The organism is Variovorax sp. DAIF25 (assembly GCF_050711835.1).
In the GTDB taxonomy this organism is placed as follows: Bacteria; Pseudomonadota; Gammaproteobacteria; order Burkholderiales; family Burkholderiaceae_C; genus Variovorax.
Window position 1 is genome coordinate 5,568,671 of record NZ_CP136636.1, and the last position, 16,717, is coordinate 5,585,387.

The 16,717-nt window shown below is 65.6% G+C and carries 14 protein-coding genes and 1 pseudogene; 4 read left to right on the top strand and 11 right to left on the bottom strand.

From position 1 onward, the window contains the following. Nucleotides 1-16 precede the first annotated feature (16 nt). From R0232_RS25665 to R0232_RS25675, 3 genes and pseudogenes are all read right to left on the bottom strand, one after another. Nucleotides 17-453: pseudogene (locus tag R0232_RS25665) on the bottom strand (chromate resistance protein ChrB domain-containing protein). A 27-nt stretch (nt 454-480) separates the two neighbouring features. Next, a complete protein-coding gene (locus R0232_RS25670; RefSeq protein WP_431509902.1) occupies nt 481-1,668 on the bottom strand; it encodes a chromate transporter in 1,188 nt (395 codons plus the stop codon). A 14-nt stretch (nt 1,669-1,682) separates the two neighbouring features. Then, the gene (locus tag R0232_RS25675) at nt 1,683-2,669 is read right to left on the bottom strand and encodes a chromate resistance protein ChrB domain-containing protein (protein ID WP_431509903.1); all 987 of its coding nucleotides are present in this window, start codon (nt 2,667-2,669) and stop codon (nt 1,683-1,685) included. A 106-nt stretch (nt 2,670-2,775) separates the two neighbouring features. On the opposite strand from R0232_RS25675, the gene R0232_RS25680 reads away from it, so the two are divergent. The 4 genes from R0232_RS25680 (at nt 2,776) to R0232_RS25695 (ending at nt 7,706) form a co-directional block, all read left to right on the top strand. Then, the gene (locus R0232_RS25680; protein WP_431509904.1) at nt 2,776-4,602 is read left to right on the top strand and encodes an ABC transporter ATP-binding protein; all 1,827 of its coding nucleotides are present in this window, start codon (nt 2,776-2,778) and stop codon (nt 4,600-4,602) included. 56 nt (nt 4,603-4,658) lie between these two features. Further along, nucleotides 4,659-6,401 carry an ABC transporter ATP-binding protein gene (locus R0232_RS25685; protein WP_431509905.1) on the top strand — a complete coding sequence of 581 codons (1,743 nt, stop codon included), beginning with the start codon at nt 4,659-4,661 and terminating at the stop codon, nt 6,399-6,401. Between the two features lie 15 nt (nt 6,402-6,416). Then, nucleotides 6,417-7,346: a phosphotransferase family protein gene (locus R0232_RS25690; RefSeq protein ID WP_431509906.1), complete on the top strand. Its 930-nt coding sequence runs from the start codon at nt 6,417-6,419 to the stop codon at nt 7,344-7,346. Between the two features lie 195 nt (nt 7,347-7,541). Next, nucleotides 7,542-7,706, top strand: coding sequence for a hypothetical protein (locus R0232_RS25695; protein WP_431509907.1), 165 nt, complete (start codon nt 7,542-7,544; stop codon nt 7,704-7,706). Between the two features lie 99 nt (nt 7,707-7,805). On the opposite strand, the gene R0232_RS25700 is transcribed toward R0232_RS25695, so the two are convergent. The 8 genes from R0232_RS25700 to R0232_RS25735 all read right to left on the bottom strand — a co-directional run bounded on the left by R0232_RS25700 (nt 7,806) and on the right by R0232_RS25735 (nt 16,717). Continuing rightward, nucleotides 7,806-8,768 carry an alpha/beta fold hydrolase gene (locus tag R0232_RS25700; protein WP_431512929.1) on the bottom strand — a complete coding sequence of 321 codons (963 nt, stop codon included), beginning with the start codon at nt 8,766-8,768 and terminating at the stop codon, nt 7,806-7,808. 283 nt (nt 8,769-9,051) lie between these two features. After that, nucleotides 9,052-10,374, bottom strand: coding sequence for an MFS transporter (locus R0232_RS25705; RefSeq protein ID WP_431509908.1), 1,323 nt, complete (start codon nt 10,372-10,374; stop codon nt 9,052-9,054). Nucleotides 10,375-10,425: 51 nt separating this feature from the next. Then, the gene (locus R0232_RS25710; protein WP_431509909.1) at nt 10,426-10,794 is read right to left on the bottom strand and encodes a hypothetical protein; all 369 of its coding nucleotides are present in this window, start codon (nt 10,792-10,794) and stop codon (nt 10,426-10,428) included. A 58-nt stretch (nt 10,795-10,852) separates the two neighbouring features. After that, entirely contained in the window at nt 10,853-11,203 is a 351-nt protein-coding gene (locus R0232_RS25715) for a DUF6488 family protein (protein WP_431509910.1), read from the bottom strand. A 24-nt stretch (nt 11,204-11,227) separates the two neighbouring features. Continuing rightward, entirely contained in the window at nt 11,228-12,004 is a 777-nt protein-coding gene (locus R0232_RS25720; protein WP_431509911.1) for a HupE/UreJ family protein, read from the bottom strand. Nucleotides 12,005-12,082: 78 nt separating this feature from the next. After that, on the bottom strand, nt 12,083-13,321 hold the full coding sequence (locus R0232_RS25725) for a TolC family protein (RefSeq protein ID WP_431509912.1): 1,239 nt from the start codon (nt 13,319-13,321) through the stop codon (nt 12,083-12,085). Further along, a complete protein-coding gene (locus R0232_RS25730; protein ID WP_431509913.1) occupies nt 13,318-13,620 on the bottom strand; it encodes a DUF3240 family protein in 303 nt (100 codons plus the stop codon). Before R0232_RS25730 ends, R0232_RS25725 begins: the two co-directional genes overlap by 4 nt. Then, a complete protein-coding gene (locus tag R0232_RS25735) occupies nt 13,613-16,717 on the bottom strand; it encodes an efflux RND transporter permease subunit (RefSeq protein ID WP_431509914.1) in 3,105 nt (1,034 codons plus the stop codon). Before R0232_RS25735 ends, R0232_RS25730 begins: the two co-directional genes overlap by 8 nt.

The window sequence follows — 16,717 nt, forward strand, 5'->3', positions numbered from 1 at the left end:
GGTTGGTAGCCGTCGGTCACGTTTTCGCCTGGGCCTGGCGCGACTGGCACCAGGCATACAGAGCGTCGTACATCACGAGACCGTGCCGAAGCATCTCGTGATCGTTCGCAAAGTTCGGGACAGTCCTTGCGAAATGGCGTAGAGCCCGGCCGACTCGGGCGTCAGGTCCAGGCGCGAGGTGTCGGCACCCCGCACGATGACGGCCAGGTTCTGCAATGCCGGGTCATCGAGCTGGTGCTTCTTGAGGAAGGCGTCGAAGCTGCAGAGCTCGCCCACATGGGTCATCTCGACGCCGGGAACGTCGTAGGGCACGGCACCAGTCTGGTCCGCGACCTTGCGTACCTGGTCGTTGGGCACGTAGAGGAACTCGGGCTCGTCATCGATGAACCGCGCGATCAGCCACGGGCAGGCGATGCGATCGATCTTCGGATGTTCACGGGTGACCCATTTCATGCGAGACCTCCTGCAGGAGTGGCCGAATCAGTGGTGACCGAGCAAGGGATACAGAACGAGTCCGGCCAGCGCAGCGATCAGCACGATGACCGGCTCGGGAAACTTCTTGAAGCGCCACAGCACCGCGATGGTGATGACCGCCAGCGCGGCGGAGACCCAGTCGGTGATCGAGCGTTGTCCGATGACGATCACCGCCCCCGTGATCGCGCCGATGGCTGCGGCCGTCACGCCGTCGACAAACGCGACGATGCCGCGGCGCTTGCCGTACTTCTTGAAGTACGGCGCCGGCAGGATGGTGAACAGGTAGCAGGGAACGAAGGTCGCGATGGCCGCGACCACCGCACCCCAGAAGCCGCCGACCAGGTACCCGATGAAGCCCGTGGTGATGACCACCGGGCCGGGCGTGATCATCGCCACCGCGACGGCATCGACGAACTGGCGATCGGTCAGCCAGGCGTACTCCTTCACCACCCCGCCGTAGAGGAACGGCACGATTGCCAGACCGCTGCCGAAGACGAAGGTGCCGGCATAGGCGAAGTACGCGCCGATCTGGCCCAGCTTGTGCCAGTCGATCGTGTCGAGTGCGAACCAGGCCGCGATAGGCGCTGCGAAGCTGTGGAGGTTGCGGCCGAACTTCGGCGGCGCGCGCCACAGCCACACCAGCACACCAGCGCCGAGAAACACCCAGACGACCTCGGACTTCGTGATCACCGTGACCGCTGCACTGACCAGGAAGATGGCCCACAGCAGCTTGTCCTTGCCGATGTTCTTGGTCGTGAGCTTGTAGGCGCTCATTGCGATGATGCCGATCACTGCTGCGCCGACGCCATAGAACACGGCTTGCATCCAGCCGATGCCGCCGTAGGCGACGTACGCGGCGCCCAAGGCCACCACCATGAAGAACGAAGGCAGCACGAAGGCCAGGCCGGCGACCGTCGCGCCGATCACGCGGTGATGGACGTAGCCCAGGTAAATGGCGAGCTGCGCCGCCAACGGGCCCGGCATCAGCTGCGCGAGCGCCAGCCCTTCCTTGTAGTCGCTCTCCGAGATCCACCCGCGCCGCTCGACCAGGTCCCGGTACATGTAGCCCGCGAGTGCCACGGGACCGCCGAACCCCCAGGTGCCCAGGGCCAGCATGTAGCGCACGAGCTGCCAGAGGGTGTAGCGCGTCGAGGCGGGTGCGCTGGTCATGTCGTTCGAGGTGGTGTCGTTCATGTCGATGTTCCGCTTCAGGCCTTGGCGCGCGTGCCTTCGCGCCCGAAGTGTGCGTACAGCGAATCGAGCACGCCGCCGATCTGGGTGAGCAAGGCATCGTCGTCGGGCAGGCGCTCGCGCGCGCCGGCGAGCACCGCCTCGAACCCGGCGCCTTCGGCGACGGGGTTGGCGCCCATGTCCAGCGAACGGACCATCGCGCCCATGCGCATGAGGGCCGCGTCTTCTTCAAGCCCGAAGCTCGCCATCAGGGTTTCGAAGGTCACTCGCTCCCCGACGTGGGTGAAGGCGGCGCCATCGAAGTCGAAGCCCAGCGCCTTGCGCGGGCAGTCGCTCGTCCTGGCAAGCCAGACGAACTGCGCGCCCGGATCGATGAAGCGGCGAATCAACCAGGCGCTGGCCACCCGGTCGACCCACAGGCGTCGACGTGTCGCCCACAGGCGGCCCTGGTAGTCGGCGATGTCCAGGCGCGGGATCTTCCCTTCCGTCTCGTGCGGCTCGTCCGGCGAGAGCACGCGATCGACCCGTTGGTTGAAATCGGTCCAGGCCGCTTCGGCCTCGAGGCTCGCTTCGCCAGGGAAAAAGTCGGTCGCGAGGAGCGCTTCGTAGTCGCGGCGCAGCTTCTTCTGCAGGCGCGTGAGCTCGGCGATGCCCAGCGAAGACAGGGTTGCCGCGGTTTCTTTCCAGGTCTTGGTCAATGCCGCGTAGTCCGCGCTGCGGTCGAAGAGCTGTGGGTAGGCACCAGCATCGGCCGGATTCGCCGGCGCGATCGCCATGAGCCAGGCGCTGCCGCCTTCACGCGTGCATTCATCGGCCAGCTCCTGCAGCGCGTCCCGGTGCATCGAGGTGCCCGGCAGCAGATAAGCGCCGTCGCGCAAGGCCGCGCACCCCATGGCCTTGAGAGCTCTCCAGATGCGCATGCGCGCCGTGGCGCCCTGGGTGGGCAACGAAACGACCAGCAATAACCATTCGCGGGTGTCGGCGGGAGCATCAGGCGGAGTCATGTAGCGAATAATACATTCATGTCTTTATCTCTACAAAATAAATATGAGAAAGCCCAGTCCGTGATCGCCCATCTGCGATCGCATCGCTTGCACGCAGGCGACTGACATGGCGCACTACCTCTGGAAACTGCGTCCCTACTACCGGCAGACCGCTGGGCAGCTTGTCCTCGGCTCCCTGGCAGGCGTCGTCATGAACACGGCCGTGGTCCTGCCCGCCGTGTGCCTCGGGCGCGCGATCGACGCCGCGACGCACTTCGCGCAGGGCCAGGCGACGCGCGCGACGCTGCTGCAGGCCGTCGCGTTGTTCGCCGCGGCAACCCTGGCCACGGAACTGCCGCGACTGGGCAAGCGCTGGTGGTTGATGACGGCCAACGCGCGCATCCGCGCCAATCTGCGCGCGGATGCGCTGCGCGGGGTGCTCGCCTGGCCGATGGCAAAGCTGACTGCCACGCCTGTTGGCGACACCATGGCGCGCGTCGTCGGTGACGTCGAGGTGCTGGGGGTCGGCATCCGCGAGGTGATCGTCGAGACCTGGGACACGCTCCTGTTCTTGATGTCGTTCTTCGTCGCCATGCTGGTGCTGGACTGGTCGTTGACCCTGCAGGCGCTGATCCCCGTGCCCTTCGCGATGGTGCTGGCCTGGGCCGCCGGACGCTTTATCCACCAACGCACGACGGCGGCTCGACAAGCAAACGGCGCGTTGACCGCGGGACTGCAGGAGCAACTGTCCGGCATCCGCGTCGCGAGGCTGCTGGGGATGAAGCAGGCCGCACAGGCGCGGATCGAGCGGCTCGCAGATGCACAGGCGCACACCAATCTCGCGGCGGCGCGACCCCGCGCCGGCCTGCCCGCGGTCTACACCACGCTGATGGCGGCCGGCATCGTGCTGGTACTGTGGCAAGGCGGCGAAAAAGTCATCGCAGGCGCGTGGACGCTGGGGGCGTTCGTGACCTATCTGGACCTTTTTCTGCGCTTCACCGGGCGCGGATTCCGGGTGCCGCAGTTGGTGAACTCGGTGCAAGCAGGCGGCGCAGCCTACGCGCGGTTCGCCCCCTTGCTCGCTGCGGCGCTGCCTGCTCGCGGCGAGCGTCGGTTCGCTTCGTTTCGCGCCGGCCACCTGGCCGGAACGACTCCGTGCTCGACCCTCACCGAGCCGGCGTCACGAGTCGAGCGAGGGCTCGCCGTATCCCTGCACAACGTGAGCTTCTCTCACGGCAACGCCGACGCCGCCGTCACTGCACTGAACCAGGTCTCGCTCGAGATTCCGGCAGGCGCGTTCGTGGCGGTGACCGGGCCGGTCGGCTCGGGCAAGAGTGCGCTGGCGAAGGCTCTGCTGGGCCTGTACCCGCTCGCCGGCGGTACCGTCTCCCTGGACGGCGACGCGCCCGCACAACATCGCGGTGACATCGGCTATCTGCCGCAGGAGCCCTTCCTGTTCTCGGGTACGGTGCGCGAGAACATCACCATGGGGCGTGAGCAGGCCGACCTCGCCACGATGAGCGCCCTGGAAATCGCCGCGCTTGCGCAGGACGTGGCGGGCTTCGAGCACGGCGTCGATGCCGAGATCGGCGAGCGCGGCATCCGCATTTCCGGCGGGCAGCGCCAGCGCGTCGCGCTGGCACGCGCGGCGGCGGCGGGACCCCGGCTGCTGGTGCTGGACGATCCGTTCTCGGCGGTCGACGTCGCCACGGAGGCACAGATCATTGCCAGCCTGCGCTCGGAGTTCGGCCGCGGAGCGCCGGCCGCGCGACAGGCCACCATCGTCCTGTGCTCGCACCGGTTGGCGGCCTTCCCGCAGGCGGATCTCGTCATCGTGCTGGATGGAGGACGCATCGTCGAGCGAGGCTCGCATGAGCAGCTGATGCTGGCGGGCGGCCTGTATGCGCGGATCTACGCGGCGCAGGCCGCGATGGCACAGCCGGAGGACGCATGACGGCAACACAACCATCGCGGGCACCGGCAACACGCCGAGGACTCACGACCGCCCAGGTGGGCTCGCTGCTGGCGCCGCAGAGACGCCTGCTCGTGGCCATCGCAGCCTGCGTGCTCGCCGGTGCGGCGCTGGAAGTGCTGCCGCCGCTCCTCGTGCGGCAAGCCGTGGACGCCCACTTGGCCGTGGGCAGTGGCGACGGCCTGGTGCGGCTGGGCGTGCTCTACCTGCTGGTCGTGGCCGCGCAGCAGGCGTTGGGCTTCGCGTCTGCATACGGCACCGCGATCGCAGCCCAACGGGCGTTGCGCGACCTGCGCGCGCGCCTGTTTGGCCATCTGCAACGGCTGCCTGCGCGCTACTTCGACACGACCCCGCTGGGTGACACCGTCAGTCGCTGCACCGCCGACATCGACACCATCGATCGCCTGTTCTCGTCGGGCATCGCGAGCCTTGTTGCCGACCTCGTGCGACTGGTCACGATCACGGTGACGATGCTCGTGCTCAGTCCCGCGCTGACACTGCTCTGCGGACTGGCCGTGCCGCCCCTGCTGTGGTTCACGCGCTGGTTCCAGCTGCGGGTATTGGCCGCAGAACGAGCCAGCCGGGAGGCCGTGGGAAGCGTCAACACGGCACTCGTGGAGACCCTCGGTGGCGCGGAGGTCATTCGCGCTTTCGGACAAACGGGATTCTTCGAGCACCGCTTTCGTGGCGCTCTGCAGGCCACGCAACACGCCTATCTCGCGGCCACACGCTATTCGACGGTCTACACGCCGCTGATGGCCATCCTGGCGTCGCTGATCGTCTGCGGCCTGCTGTGGGCAGGCGCCGAGGGCGCGCTGGCGGGCTGGGGTGTCTCCATCGGTACGCTCACGGCCTTCGTGCTGCTGTTCCGCCGCTTCTTCGCGCCGATAACGACGCTGGGCGAGGAATGGCAGACCGTGCAGAGCGCGCTGTCCGGGGCCGAGCGCGTGTTCCACGTCTTGGCGCTGCCGGTCGAGGAAACACCGGCCGTCCATTCCGTGCAACGGGCAAGGAGCGAACCGGAGCCGCTGATCCAGTTGAAGGATGTGATCTTCGGCTACGTCGCCGATCGCCTCGTGCTGAAAGGCGTCTCCTTGAGCGTTCGCGCAGGTGAGCACGTCGCGCTGGTCGGGCGCACCGGCGCCGGCAAGAGCAGCCTGATGCACCTCGCCGGCGGCTTGTATGCGCCCTGGTCCGGTGAAATTCGCGTGGCGGGCGCGGATCCACGCGCCATGACGGACGAGGAACGCCGTCAGCGCCTGGGCGTCGTGCCGCAGACGCTGCAACTGTTCAGCGGCAGCGTGCTCGACAACCTCACGATGGGCGACGTCCTCGTGACCCGGGTTGCTTGCGAGGCCGCGGCCAAGGCAACGGGCGCGCATGCGTTCATCCAGGCACTGCCGCAGGGCTACGACACGCCCCTGGACGCGGGTGAGGCCGGCGCCGCGTTGTCCGCGGGCCAACGGCAATTGCTCGCGCTCACGCGCGCGCTGGTGCGCCAGCCTCGCGTGCTGCTGCTCGACGAAGCGACAGCCGCGATCGACCACGCCAGCGACGCTGCGTTCCGCGCCGCGCTGCGCCGCGATGCGCACGACTCGAGCCGTGCCGTTCTGATCGTGGCGCATCGGCTGTCAACGGCGCGGGAGGCCGATCGCGTCATCGTGATCGAGGACGGCCGCATCCTCGAACAAGGGGCGCCGGACGCGCTGATTCGATGCCAGGGGCGCTTCGCCGCGCTGTTGGCCATGGAGACGGCAGGCTGGGATTGGCATCAACGTTGACGTTGGAGGACAGACATGAGCAAGGACTTCTACATACAACCCGACGCGGCCGATCCGGTGCTCGATCCCGACGTGGTACTCGCGATCGTGCGCCTGCATGCGGCGGACGCGAAGGCCGTCAGGGCCGTCGACGAGAGCGGCGGCGAGGCGCGCACCTATGCGATCGACGACGGCCTGATCCTGAAGGTTCAGAGACCACAACAGCTGCGCGCGCGAACGAGCCTGGCCAAGGAGCGTTTCCTGTTGGAGCAGTTGGCAGGCCTGGAGGGCGTAAGCGTTCCACGAGTCCTCGGTGGGGGCGTCGCCGAACCCGGGATCGGGTACACCTTGATGACGCGCATGCCCGGCGTGCCGATGCACTCGGCAAGGCTCGACGGTGACCTCCGCCGGCGTGCGCTGGTTGACCTGGGGCGCATGCTGCGTCGCATTCACGCACTCCCTCAGCAACCCTTGTTCGAGGCGCGCCTGATCCCCGGCGATCACACGGCGGCCGACGTTCGCACACGGTTCGGCAGCCTCTTCGACGACGCCGTCGCAGCCGTGGCGCGGTCAGCCCAGCCCTGGCCGTTCGCGCTCGACCCGTTGCCCTTGGCGCGCCTAGCGACGCGCGCCTTGCCGGACGCAGACGCCTGGGTGGCCTTGCACAGCAACCCCGGCCCCGAGCACGTCTTCGTCGATCCGCAGACCGGGCAGTTGACTGGCATCATCGATTTCGGCGACGCGTATTTCAGCCACCCGGCGCTCGACCTGCGCCGATGGCCTCGGCCCATCGATCGGGCTGCAGTTCACGCCGGGTACTGCAGCGAGGCGAAGATGAACGAGAGCTTCAATCAGACTTGGCGCGTGGCCTGCGTGCTCGCCGACATGCTCGCCATCGCGCAGGATCCGGAATGCCGCGCCGCAGGGCTCGTCGAGTTGGAAGAGCTTGTCGAGCAGTTGCATTGACCTTCGGACAGCACTGTGCGGCGTAGCGCCCGACGTGATTCTTCTTCCGATGCTGGCGCTGATCCTCCTGATTTCCGTCGTCAAAGTCTGGCGGCCAAGGACGCAGGAGGGGATCTTTCTCCCCGTGAGGCACACAGAAACATCTAGTTCAACGTGGCTTTTACATCGGGCGCAGAACGATCAACAATCGCTCGTATGAAGCGCCTGTCGGATGATCTTTCAGGCGGCCGTTCGAAGATGCGGACTGCATTTCGCCGAATCGAGCGGGCTGTCGCATCGGTGCTGCTGGTCATCGGCGCCGCGGCATTGATCGGCTGGGTGGTTGTCGAGCTCTACGTCAAAGTGGTCACTGCGGACTGACTGTCGTTCCGGCTCTAGACCACACCGGCAGCATGCAACGACTGAATACCGTGATGGCCGACATAGAGCCCGATCAGGATGATCAGGGCGCTATCTACTTCACCAGAAGAACGGATCGCAGCGATTGCTGCGAGCTGCCTCCACGACTGAGCGCACAGCCTCAACCACCACTTGCGGATCGCTGACCTGGATGTCATGGCCAACGCGATCGAGCAATTGATGCTTGCTCCAGGACGACCAACTCGCCATTTCTTCCTGTAGTGCTCGCCAGATAGCTTGAACCTGTTCTCCCTGCTGCGGAGTGATCTTCATGACTGCGAGCTCATCGGCCGAATAGGGTTTCATTGCAGTGAGCACCTGCAGTGGCCTGCAGCCGAGTTGGCGGAAGGTTCCCGCTTCTGCAAGGGTTGCGTCGAATTCATCATTTTCGGCCATCAAAGCAGACAAGGAGTGAGGCGCATACGCTCTGATGGCCTCGGTATCCCGAAGATGACGGCCAGGCACGTGTGGGACAAGCGAAGGGCTCAACGGCCTCAGCAATCCAGTCCAGGCAAGCGGCGCTGCCAGCTGGAGCAGTTTCGGTTCTGGTTCGGTCATGACGGGTTTCATCCTGCGGACCTGGTCCGGGTGCGTCGCATCGACCAGCACGAGACCAGCCACCTGTTCCCCGAAGTACTTGGTGTACGTCATGCCGTACGGCCCGCCCAATGAATGGCCGACCATGACGAAAGGTCCTTTTTCGCCTGCATTCGAAAGCATCGCATTGAGGTCTTCCGCCGCGTGCATCGCGCTGTGTCGACGACTGGAACGGTCGCTCCACATCAGTCCAGCTCGGCTATAGGTGCAAGCGCGGGTGAATCCAGCAACGGATTCGTGGACCAACGCCCAGGTGAGCGCCCCGTCCATGGACAAACCAGCCTCGAATACCACGGTCGGAGAACCGGTGCCGATGCACTCCAGTTGCATTCGGCGCCCGCCAATGTCGACCATCTTTCCCGGAGGCGGAAAATTCGCGATGGCACGTTTCTGCGCCGCGAGTTCATACGCAGCGCCGAGTCCCACGGCGATCAAGGTGGCTCCAGTGATGACTGCGCTGGCTCGAAGGAGCCATGGTCTGAAGAAGGTCATTCGTCTGTGCCCCGGACAAGGAAGCCGCTATTCGGCGGTGTTCGTAGGAGGGAGGCGGTGAATGCATGACGGTTAGATGACGCAGATGTCATCGATCCGACCGCGAGCTGTGCGGTTCGAATCCTAGAGTGTGATCCCACGCCGGGGATGCTCAAGCCCGGCGGAACAACCCAAGCAGCCATCATGTCCGCTCGCCCCCTTTTGCAAGATTTCGCGGCTACGACGGCCAGCGCGGATGATCGTCGTCGATGACGTAGACGTGGGCATGCCGTGCACTGCCGTCGCCGGTTGAATGTGCCTGTTGCAGATGCGGATGGTCGCGAGGCAGATCGTCATGACTGTGCGGGATTTCTGCCGTGTCCTGTTCGCGCCAAAGGTAGGCCGCAAGCAATACCGCAGCGCCCGCCAGCAGGCCAAGCGCGACAAAGCTCATCGCCACGCCGGCCGTGGCGCCGAGCCACCCTGCCAGCGGATAGGTGATCAGCCAGCACGCATGCGACAAGGCGAACTGCGCGGCAAAGAGCGCCGGCCGGTCTTCTTCGTGCGAAGAGCGCCGCAGCAGGCGCCCGGACGGCGTCTGCGCCAGCGAGTAGCCCAAGCCGAGCACGAACCACAGTGGCAGCAATGCCGCATACCGGGTGGCGGCCACAAAACCCGCGAGAAGGCCGACGGCGATCAACCCAGCGCCGCTCAGCATGACTCGCCGCTCCGGCAGCCGTTCGAGCAACTTGGGCAGCGCCAATGCCACGAGCATCGAGCCCGCGCCGAAGAGAGCAAGTGCCATTGCGGTAGAAGTCTGCGTCAGGCCAAAGCCCGATTTAACGATCACCACGGTGTTGACGATCACCATCGCACTGCCGGAGGCAATCGCGAGGTTCAGCGCGAGCAGGCCCTGCAGGCGCGGCGTGGCCAAGTAGATCCGCAGTCCGCGCGTGGTGCGTTCGTAGATGCCGCGCTTTGGTGGCACCTTGGCCTTCGGCAGTACCGCAGAGACAACCAGCGCGGCCGAGGCCAGGAAGCCCACGACAGTGCCACCGAACAGGCTGTGATAGCTCACGACGGTCAGCAGCAGCGCTGCCAACGCAGGGCTCGCGAGGCTTTCCAGGTCGTAGGCGAGGCGGGACAGCGACAGCGCCCGCGTGTAGTCCTCCTCCTTGGGCAACACATCGGGGATGGTCGCCTGGAAGGTGGGCGTGAACGCGGCCGAGGCCGACTGCAGCACGAAGATCAGGATGTAGATCTGCCAGATCTGGGTGACAAACGGCAGCGAGAGCGCCACGACGGCACGCACGAGGTCGAGCGCGACGAGCACAGCGCGGCGTGGCAACCGTTCGGCAAAAGCCGAGGCGATGGGTGCAACGCCGATGTACGCGACCATCTTGATCGCCAATGCAGTGCCCAACACGGCGCCGGCATTGGCGCCGGCCAGATCGAAGGCCAGCAGGCTCAACGCGACGGTCGCGAGACCGGTGCCGACCAGCGCGATCACCTGCGCGAAGAACAAGTGTCGGTAGGTTCTGTTTCGTAGTACGTCCAGCATGTAGCGCCTTTTCTTGATTCCTTGGAGTTTTCTCGGCGATTCAGGCAACGATCAGGAAGTTGCGGCGATCTGTGGCGCCACGTCTCCCGCGCAACTTCGCAGCTTGACATAGACAGGCGCACCTTTTTCGAAGCGCGCCTCAGGCGGCAACGCAACGATGCGTGTCCTGCGGTGGTTGAAGTCCACATAGGACAGCAATGCGTACGTCCGCGTGGCCAATTGTTCGGCCGTCGCACTGCTGCGACAGTCGTTCAGAGAGGACTGACTCAGCGCCGAGGCGGCGCCAATTTCCTCGACCCGCGCCTTGCGCCAGCCATCGCTGAAGGAATACCTTCCCTCGTAGACGGTGGCGCAGCCCGCGAGCGCAACGCCGATGAGGCCGACAGCCGCACCCATGGCGCGGCGACGTTGAATATTCATGGTCGATCTCCGATGGCCTGCGGGCCGGCATGTGCCACGCTCACAGGCCATGCAGACTTCACTTTCCTGAGAAGTTCGAGGCGATGTAGTTGCCCGGCAGGCTGAGGAAGACGTAGAGCGTGCTCTTGTCGGCTTCCGTGACGGCCGCGTTCTTGAAGCTCACCTTCCACTCCTTGCCCTTCTTGCCGTCGATCTGTTCGACCTTCTCCACCTTCACGGCTTCCCAGCTCTTGTCGAGCTTGCCGCCGCTGACCAGCGAGGCCTTGCGCTGGGAGGCGCAATCGACCGCGACCTTTTCCGATGCGGGCGTGTTGCCATGGAAGTGGCAACTGCCGCCCTCCGAAGCCATGGCGGAACCAGCGCCGGCGAGGGCTGCAAACGAGGCCAGGGCCATCGCGATTTTCTTCATTGAGTCATCCTTTCTTGATGATGGTTAGTCGAGGGAATCCCTGCCAGGATCGGCAGTCTTTCCAATCTCCATGTCCTCGTGCGCATGGTTGTGCTCTTGGTCAGGGAAACGGAAACCGTTGGGATCTGAGTCGTGCTGGTAGCCATGCAGTTGCATGAGCAGCAGCAACACGCCGGCGTAGACCAGCGCAAGATTGGCGGCGAAGCTGAAGCGCCGGAATGACGGGCGATGACGCCAGAGCGCCAGCAGTGCGACCATCACGGCCAACGCGGCGATCTGGCCGATCTCGACACCGAGGTTGAAGCTCAGGATGCGGATCAGCATCGAGGTGCTGTCGTCGCCCAGCGGCAACTGCTGCAGCCGCGTGGACAACCCGAAGCCGTGCAGCAGTCCAAAGCCGAACACTGCGACGAGCAGGTTGGGCGACTTCATGTCGAAGTACTTCTGGAAGCCGCCGTTGTTGTCGAAGCCCTTGTAGATGACGCTGATCGCGATGATGGCGTCGATCAGGTAGTAGTTCCACGTGATCTTGAAGTAGGTCGCGAACACCAGGGTGATGCAGTGGCCCAGCGTGAAGACCGTGACGAACTTGGCCACGTCCTTGAAGTTTGTGAGAAAGAACACCACGCCGAACAAGAACAACAGGTGGTCGTAGCCGGTGAGCATGTGCGTGGCGCCAAGACCGACGTACTGCAGGTAGCCACCGCTGAGCATGCGCTGGCGGTCGGCTTCGGAGATGCCGTGGGCGAGCACGTCAAACGGCAGACCGATCAGCAGCGCCAGCACAGCGAGCGCCAGCAACGCGAGTTTCCGGTGAGGGATCAACATCAAATCTCTTTCAATGGATACAGGTTTGAAAAAAGTACGGGCAAGGCGCGCTCACTCGAGCGCCAGGTCCCAGATCAGGTGCGCGTCGATGAGGAGCCGATAGGTCGCACGCAGCGCGTCGGCACGAGCCTCGAGCGCTGCGCGGGAGGCCTCGAGGAACTGGCGTCGGGCCAGCAGCAGCGATTGCAGGTCCGCCTCTCCCAGCGAGTACGCGCGCTGCGTGAGTCGCGCGCTCTCGCCGGTGGCCGTTGCGCCGCGTTCGGAGAGTTGCCAGCGTGCGAGATGGCCGGTGGCGTCTGCATAGGTCTCGGCCACTGCCGTTTCCAGCTCGCGCTTCTGCCGATCGACGGCTGCGCGCGCCACCTCGACCTCCTGCAGCGCTTGCTTCATGCGCTCGTCGCGGTAGGTGCCACTCAACGGAATGCTGACGCTGACGCCCACGATGCGTTCCCTGCGGAAAGCCTCGGACGCCGCGAAGACACCGACGGTCGGATCGGGGACGCGATCGGCCGAGGCACGTGAGGCGGCCAGTTCGGCCTTGCGCAACTGTCCTTCGGCGATGCGCAATGGATCGGCGGCTTCCAGCACGCGCTCCAGCCACCGGGCCTCTGCCTCCGCCGGCGGGCGTGGATCGGCCATCGGCTGCGCGGGCAGTTGGGCGCCTGGGAACCGAACGCGCAGCTTGGCCCGCGCCTTGGCGAGGTTGGAGGCCGCCAGGCTGGCCTGGCGCTCCACGTCCGCGAAGTCGGCCGTGGCCACGCTGACATCCAGCGCCGAGGCATCGCCAGCTTTCTTGCGGCTCTCCACGGCCTTCAGGTTGGCCTGCGCAAAGGACTGCTGCTCCTGGAAGAGTTTCTGGGTCTGCGCCGCAGAGAGCCCGTCGATCCAGAGGTCTAGCAGGGAGCGCGCGGCCTCGTGGACGGCCTCTCCGACCTTGGCCTGTGCGATGACCTGCTCCGTTTCGCCGAGCTGTCGGTCGAGGTCCGCCTTGCCGTTGATGCGAATGGGGCGCTCGAGTTGCGCGTGCCACTCCTTGGAGGCGGGGCCGCCATCGTCGAAGCTGCGCCGCTGCGCGGTGAGCCGGGTGGTCCATTCATTCGGCGATGCGGCAATCATGGCTGCCGAATGGCCCGCGGCCGCCTGGGCGCTGCGGGCCTCGCGGACGGTCGGATCCTGCTCGATCCACTGCCGCGCCGAAACGGTGGGAGGCAGGTCAGGCGGTGTCGCCTGGTTCTCAGCGAACACGGGCAAGGCCCAGGCGATCATTGCGATCCCGGTCCACAACTTCATTTGATTTCTCCCTCGAAGGCCACGGGCGTGGCCCAGTAACGGATGCCAGTGCCGGCAAAGTCGCGTTGAAGACGCTCGAGCAGCTGGGTCAGGGCTCCGCCGCTCAGCAGGACTTGGATCTGCGTAGCGCGACTGCGGCCCATGACCTGCTCCTGCGCACTCAACCGTCCATGAGGCGCGCCGTGGCTGTGAATCTGGACGCTGGTGAAAACCTCGCTGTCTTCGCTCTCCAGCAAGGCGTCGAGCAACTTTTCCTCAACGGCTGGCGGGCAGATCAGGTTCAGGCAGTACTCATGCATGACGCACCTCCAGCGTTGGGTCGTCGCGCTGATCGCGCGCATAGGCGAACCGCAGGTACAGCAGCGGCAGAAGAATCAGCGTCAGGGCAGTGGCGGTGATCAAGCCGCCGATCACCACGATCGCCAGCGGGCGCTGGATCTCGGAGCCCGGCCCGCTGGTGAAGAGCAACGGCACCAGGCTGAAGGCGGTGATCGCCGCCGTCATCAGCACCGGCCGCAGCCGCCGTCGGGCACCTTGCGTGACGCAGGTGACCAGGTCATGCCCTTCGGCGCGCAACTGGTTGAAATAGCTCACCAGCACCACGCCGTTGAGCACCGCGATGCCCAGCAGTGCGATGAAGCCGACCGAGGCCGGCACCGACAGGTACTCCCCGGTCACCCAGAGTCCGACGATGCCGCCCACGAGCGCGAACGGGATGTTGCTGAGCACCAGCAAGGCTTGGCGTACCGATCCGAAGGTGGTGAACAGGATCAGGAAGATGAAGCCGATCGCCAGTGGCACCACGAGGGAGAGCCGTGCCGCGGCGCGCTGCTGGTTCTCGAACTGGCCGCCCCAGCTGATGCGGTAGCCGGTGGGCAGCTTCACCTCGGCCGCCACCTTGGCCTTGGCCTCGTCGACGAAGCCGACCAGGTCGCGTCCGGTGACATTGGCGATCACCACGCTGTAGCGGCTGCCCATCTCGCGGTCGATCTTCACCGGGCCGCTCTCACGCGTCAGGGTGGCCAAGGTTTCGAGCGGAACGCTCTGGCCATCGGATGTCGTGATGCGCAGGGCTGCAAACTCGGCCGGCGAGATCTTCACGCTGTCGGGCCCGCGAATCACGATCGGAATGCGCCGGTTGCCGTCGATCACCGTGCCGGCGCGCTGGCCCTCGATCTGGACCCGCAAGGCATCCTGCACGTCTTCCACCGACAGGCCGTAGCGCCCCGCACTCAGGCGGTCGACGACCACCCGCAGGTACTGCACGCCGTCGTTCTCGACGGTGTACACGTCCTGGTTGCCTTGCACCGTCTTCATCAGCGTCTCGACCTGGCCTGCCAGCTCGTTGAGCTTGTCGAGCTCGGGGCCGAAGATCTTGATGGCGAGGTCGCCGCGCACGCCAATGATCATTTCGGACACGCGCATGTCGATCGGCTGGGTGAAGCTGTAGCTGATGCCCGGCATCTGATCGAGCACCTCGCGGATCCTGGCGATCAGCGCGTCCTTGTTGGCCATCTTCCATTCGGCGCGCGGCTTGAGCACGAGGAAGGTGTCGGTCTGGTTCAGGCCCATCGGATCGAGCCCGATCTCGTCGGAGCCAGCCCGCGCCACCACGCCGGTGATCTCCGGGATCTGGCTCATGAGGGCCTGATGGATCTTCAGGTCCAACGCGGCGGTTTCTTCCAGGCTCACCGAAGGCAGCTTCTCGATGCCCACGATGATGTCGCCTTCGTCCATCGCCGGCAGGAAGGTCTTGCCGACCTGGGTATAGACGCCCGCTGCCGCGGCGAGCATGACGCCGGCCACGATGAACACGACCTTCTGGTGACCCAGCGCCCAGCCGAGCACCGGTTCGTAGAGCTTGAGCAGCTTTCTCGGCAGCCACGGATCTTCGTGCGCGACCTTCTTCAGCAGGAACGACGACAGCACCGGAATGACCGTGAGCGACAGCACGAGCGAGCTGAACAGCGCGAACACGATGGTCATCGCCACGGGTACGAAGTACTTGCCTTCCAGGTCCTGCAGCGTCAGCAGCGGCAGGAACACGGTCACGATGATCAGGATGCCGGCAGAGACCGGCACCGACACCTCGCGCACCGAGCGCAGCACCACATGCAGCCGCGGCAGCTTGCTGTCTTCCTTCTCGCGGCTGATGTGCTGCACGATGTTCTCGACCACCACGACCGCGGCATCCACCAGCATGCCCAGCGCGATGGCCAGGCCGCCCAGGCTCATGAGGTTGGCCGACATGCCTACGGCGCGCATCAGGATGAAAGTGCTCAACGCGGACAGCGGCAGGATCACGGCAACCGCGACGGCCGCGCGCACGTTGCCGAGGAAGGCGCCCAGCAGCACCAGCACGATGATCGTCGCCTCGATGAGTGCGGTCGACACCGTGCCGACGGCCTTCTTCACGAGCTCGGCGCGGTTGTAGAAGACCTTGATCTCCACGCCCTTGGGCAGGGTGGGCTTGAGTTCCGCGAGCTTCGTCGTCACGCCTTCGACCACTTTCTGGGCATTGGCGCCTGCCAGTCCGAGCACCAGGCCCTCGACCGCTTCAGCCTTGCCGTCCTTGGTCACGACACCGTAGCGCGTGACGCTGCCGTCGCGCACCTGCGCCACGTCGCCCAGCCGCGCGAGGTTGCCGTCCTTGCGGCTGACCACGATCGCGCGCAGGTCGTCCGCGGTCTTGATGTTCCCTTCGCTGCGCACCAGCAGCACTTCGCCGCCTTCGCCGAGCCGGCCTGCGCCGTCGTTGCGGTTGTTGGCTTCGATGGCGCTCTTGAGCTGCGCAGTCGATACGCCGAGTGCCGAGAGCTTGACGGGGTCCGGCACCACCTCGAAGCTGCGCACCTTGCCGCCCAGCGCGTTCACGTCGGCGACGCCCGGCACCGCGCGCAGGGCCGGACGAATCACCCAGTCGAGCAGGCTGCGCCGGTCCTCCAGCGACATCCCATCGGCCTCGACGGTGAACATGAACATTTCGCCGAGCGGTGTTGTGACGGGCGCCATGCCGCCGCTGATGCCGGCGGGCAGATCGGCCGAGATGTTGGCCAGGCGCTCGGACACCTGCTGGCGGGCCCAGTAGATGTCGGTGCCGTCCTGGAAGTCCACCGTCACGTCCACCAGGCCGTACTTGGACACCGAGCGCAGCATGCGCTGCTGCGGGATGCCGAGCATCTCGACCTCGATCGGGCCGGCGATGCGGCTCTCGATTTCTTCCGGCGTCATGCCGGGCGCCTTCATGATGACCTTCACCTGCGTGCTGGACACGTCGGGGAAGGCATCGATCGGCAGATTGCGGAAGGCGTACCAGCCGAAGCCTGCAAGCAGAGCGGTTGCGAGCAGCACGAACAGGCGCTGTGACAGCGCGAACTGAACAAGGCGGTTGAGCAT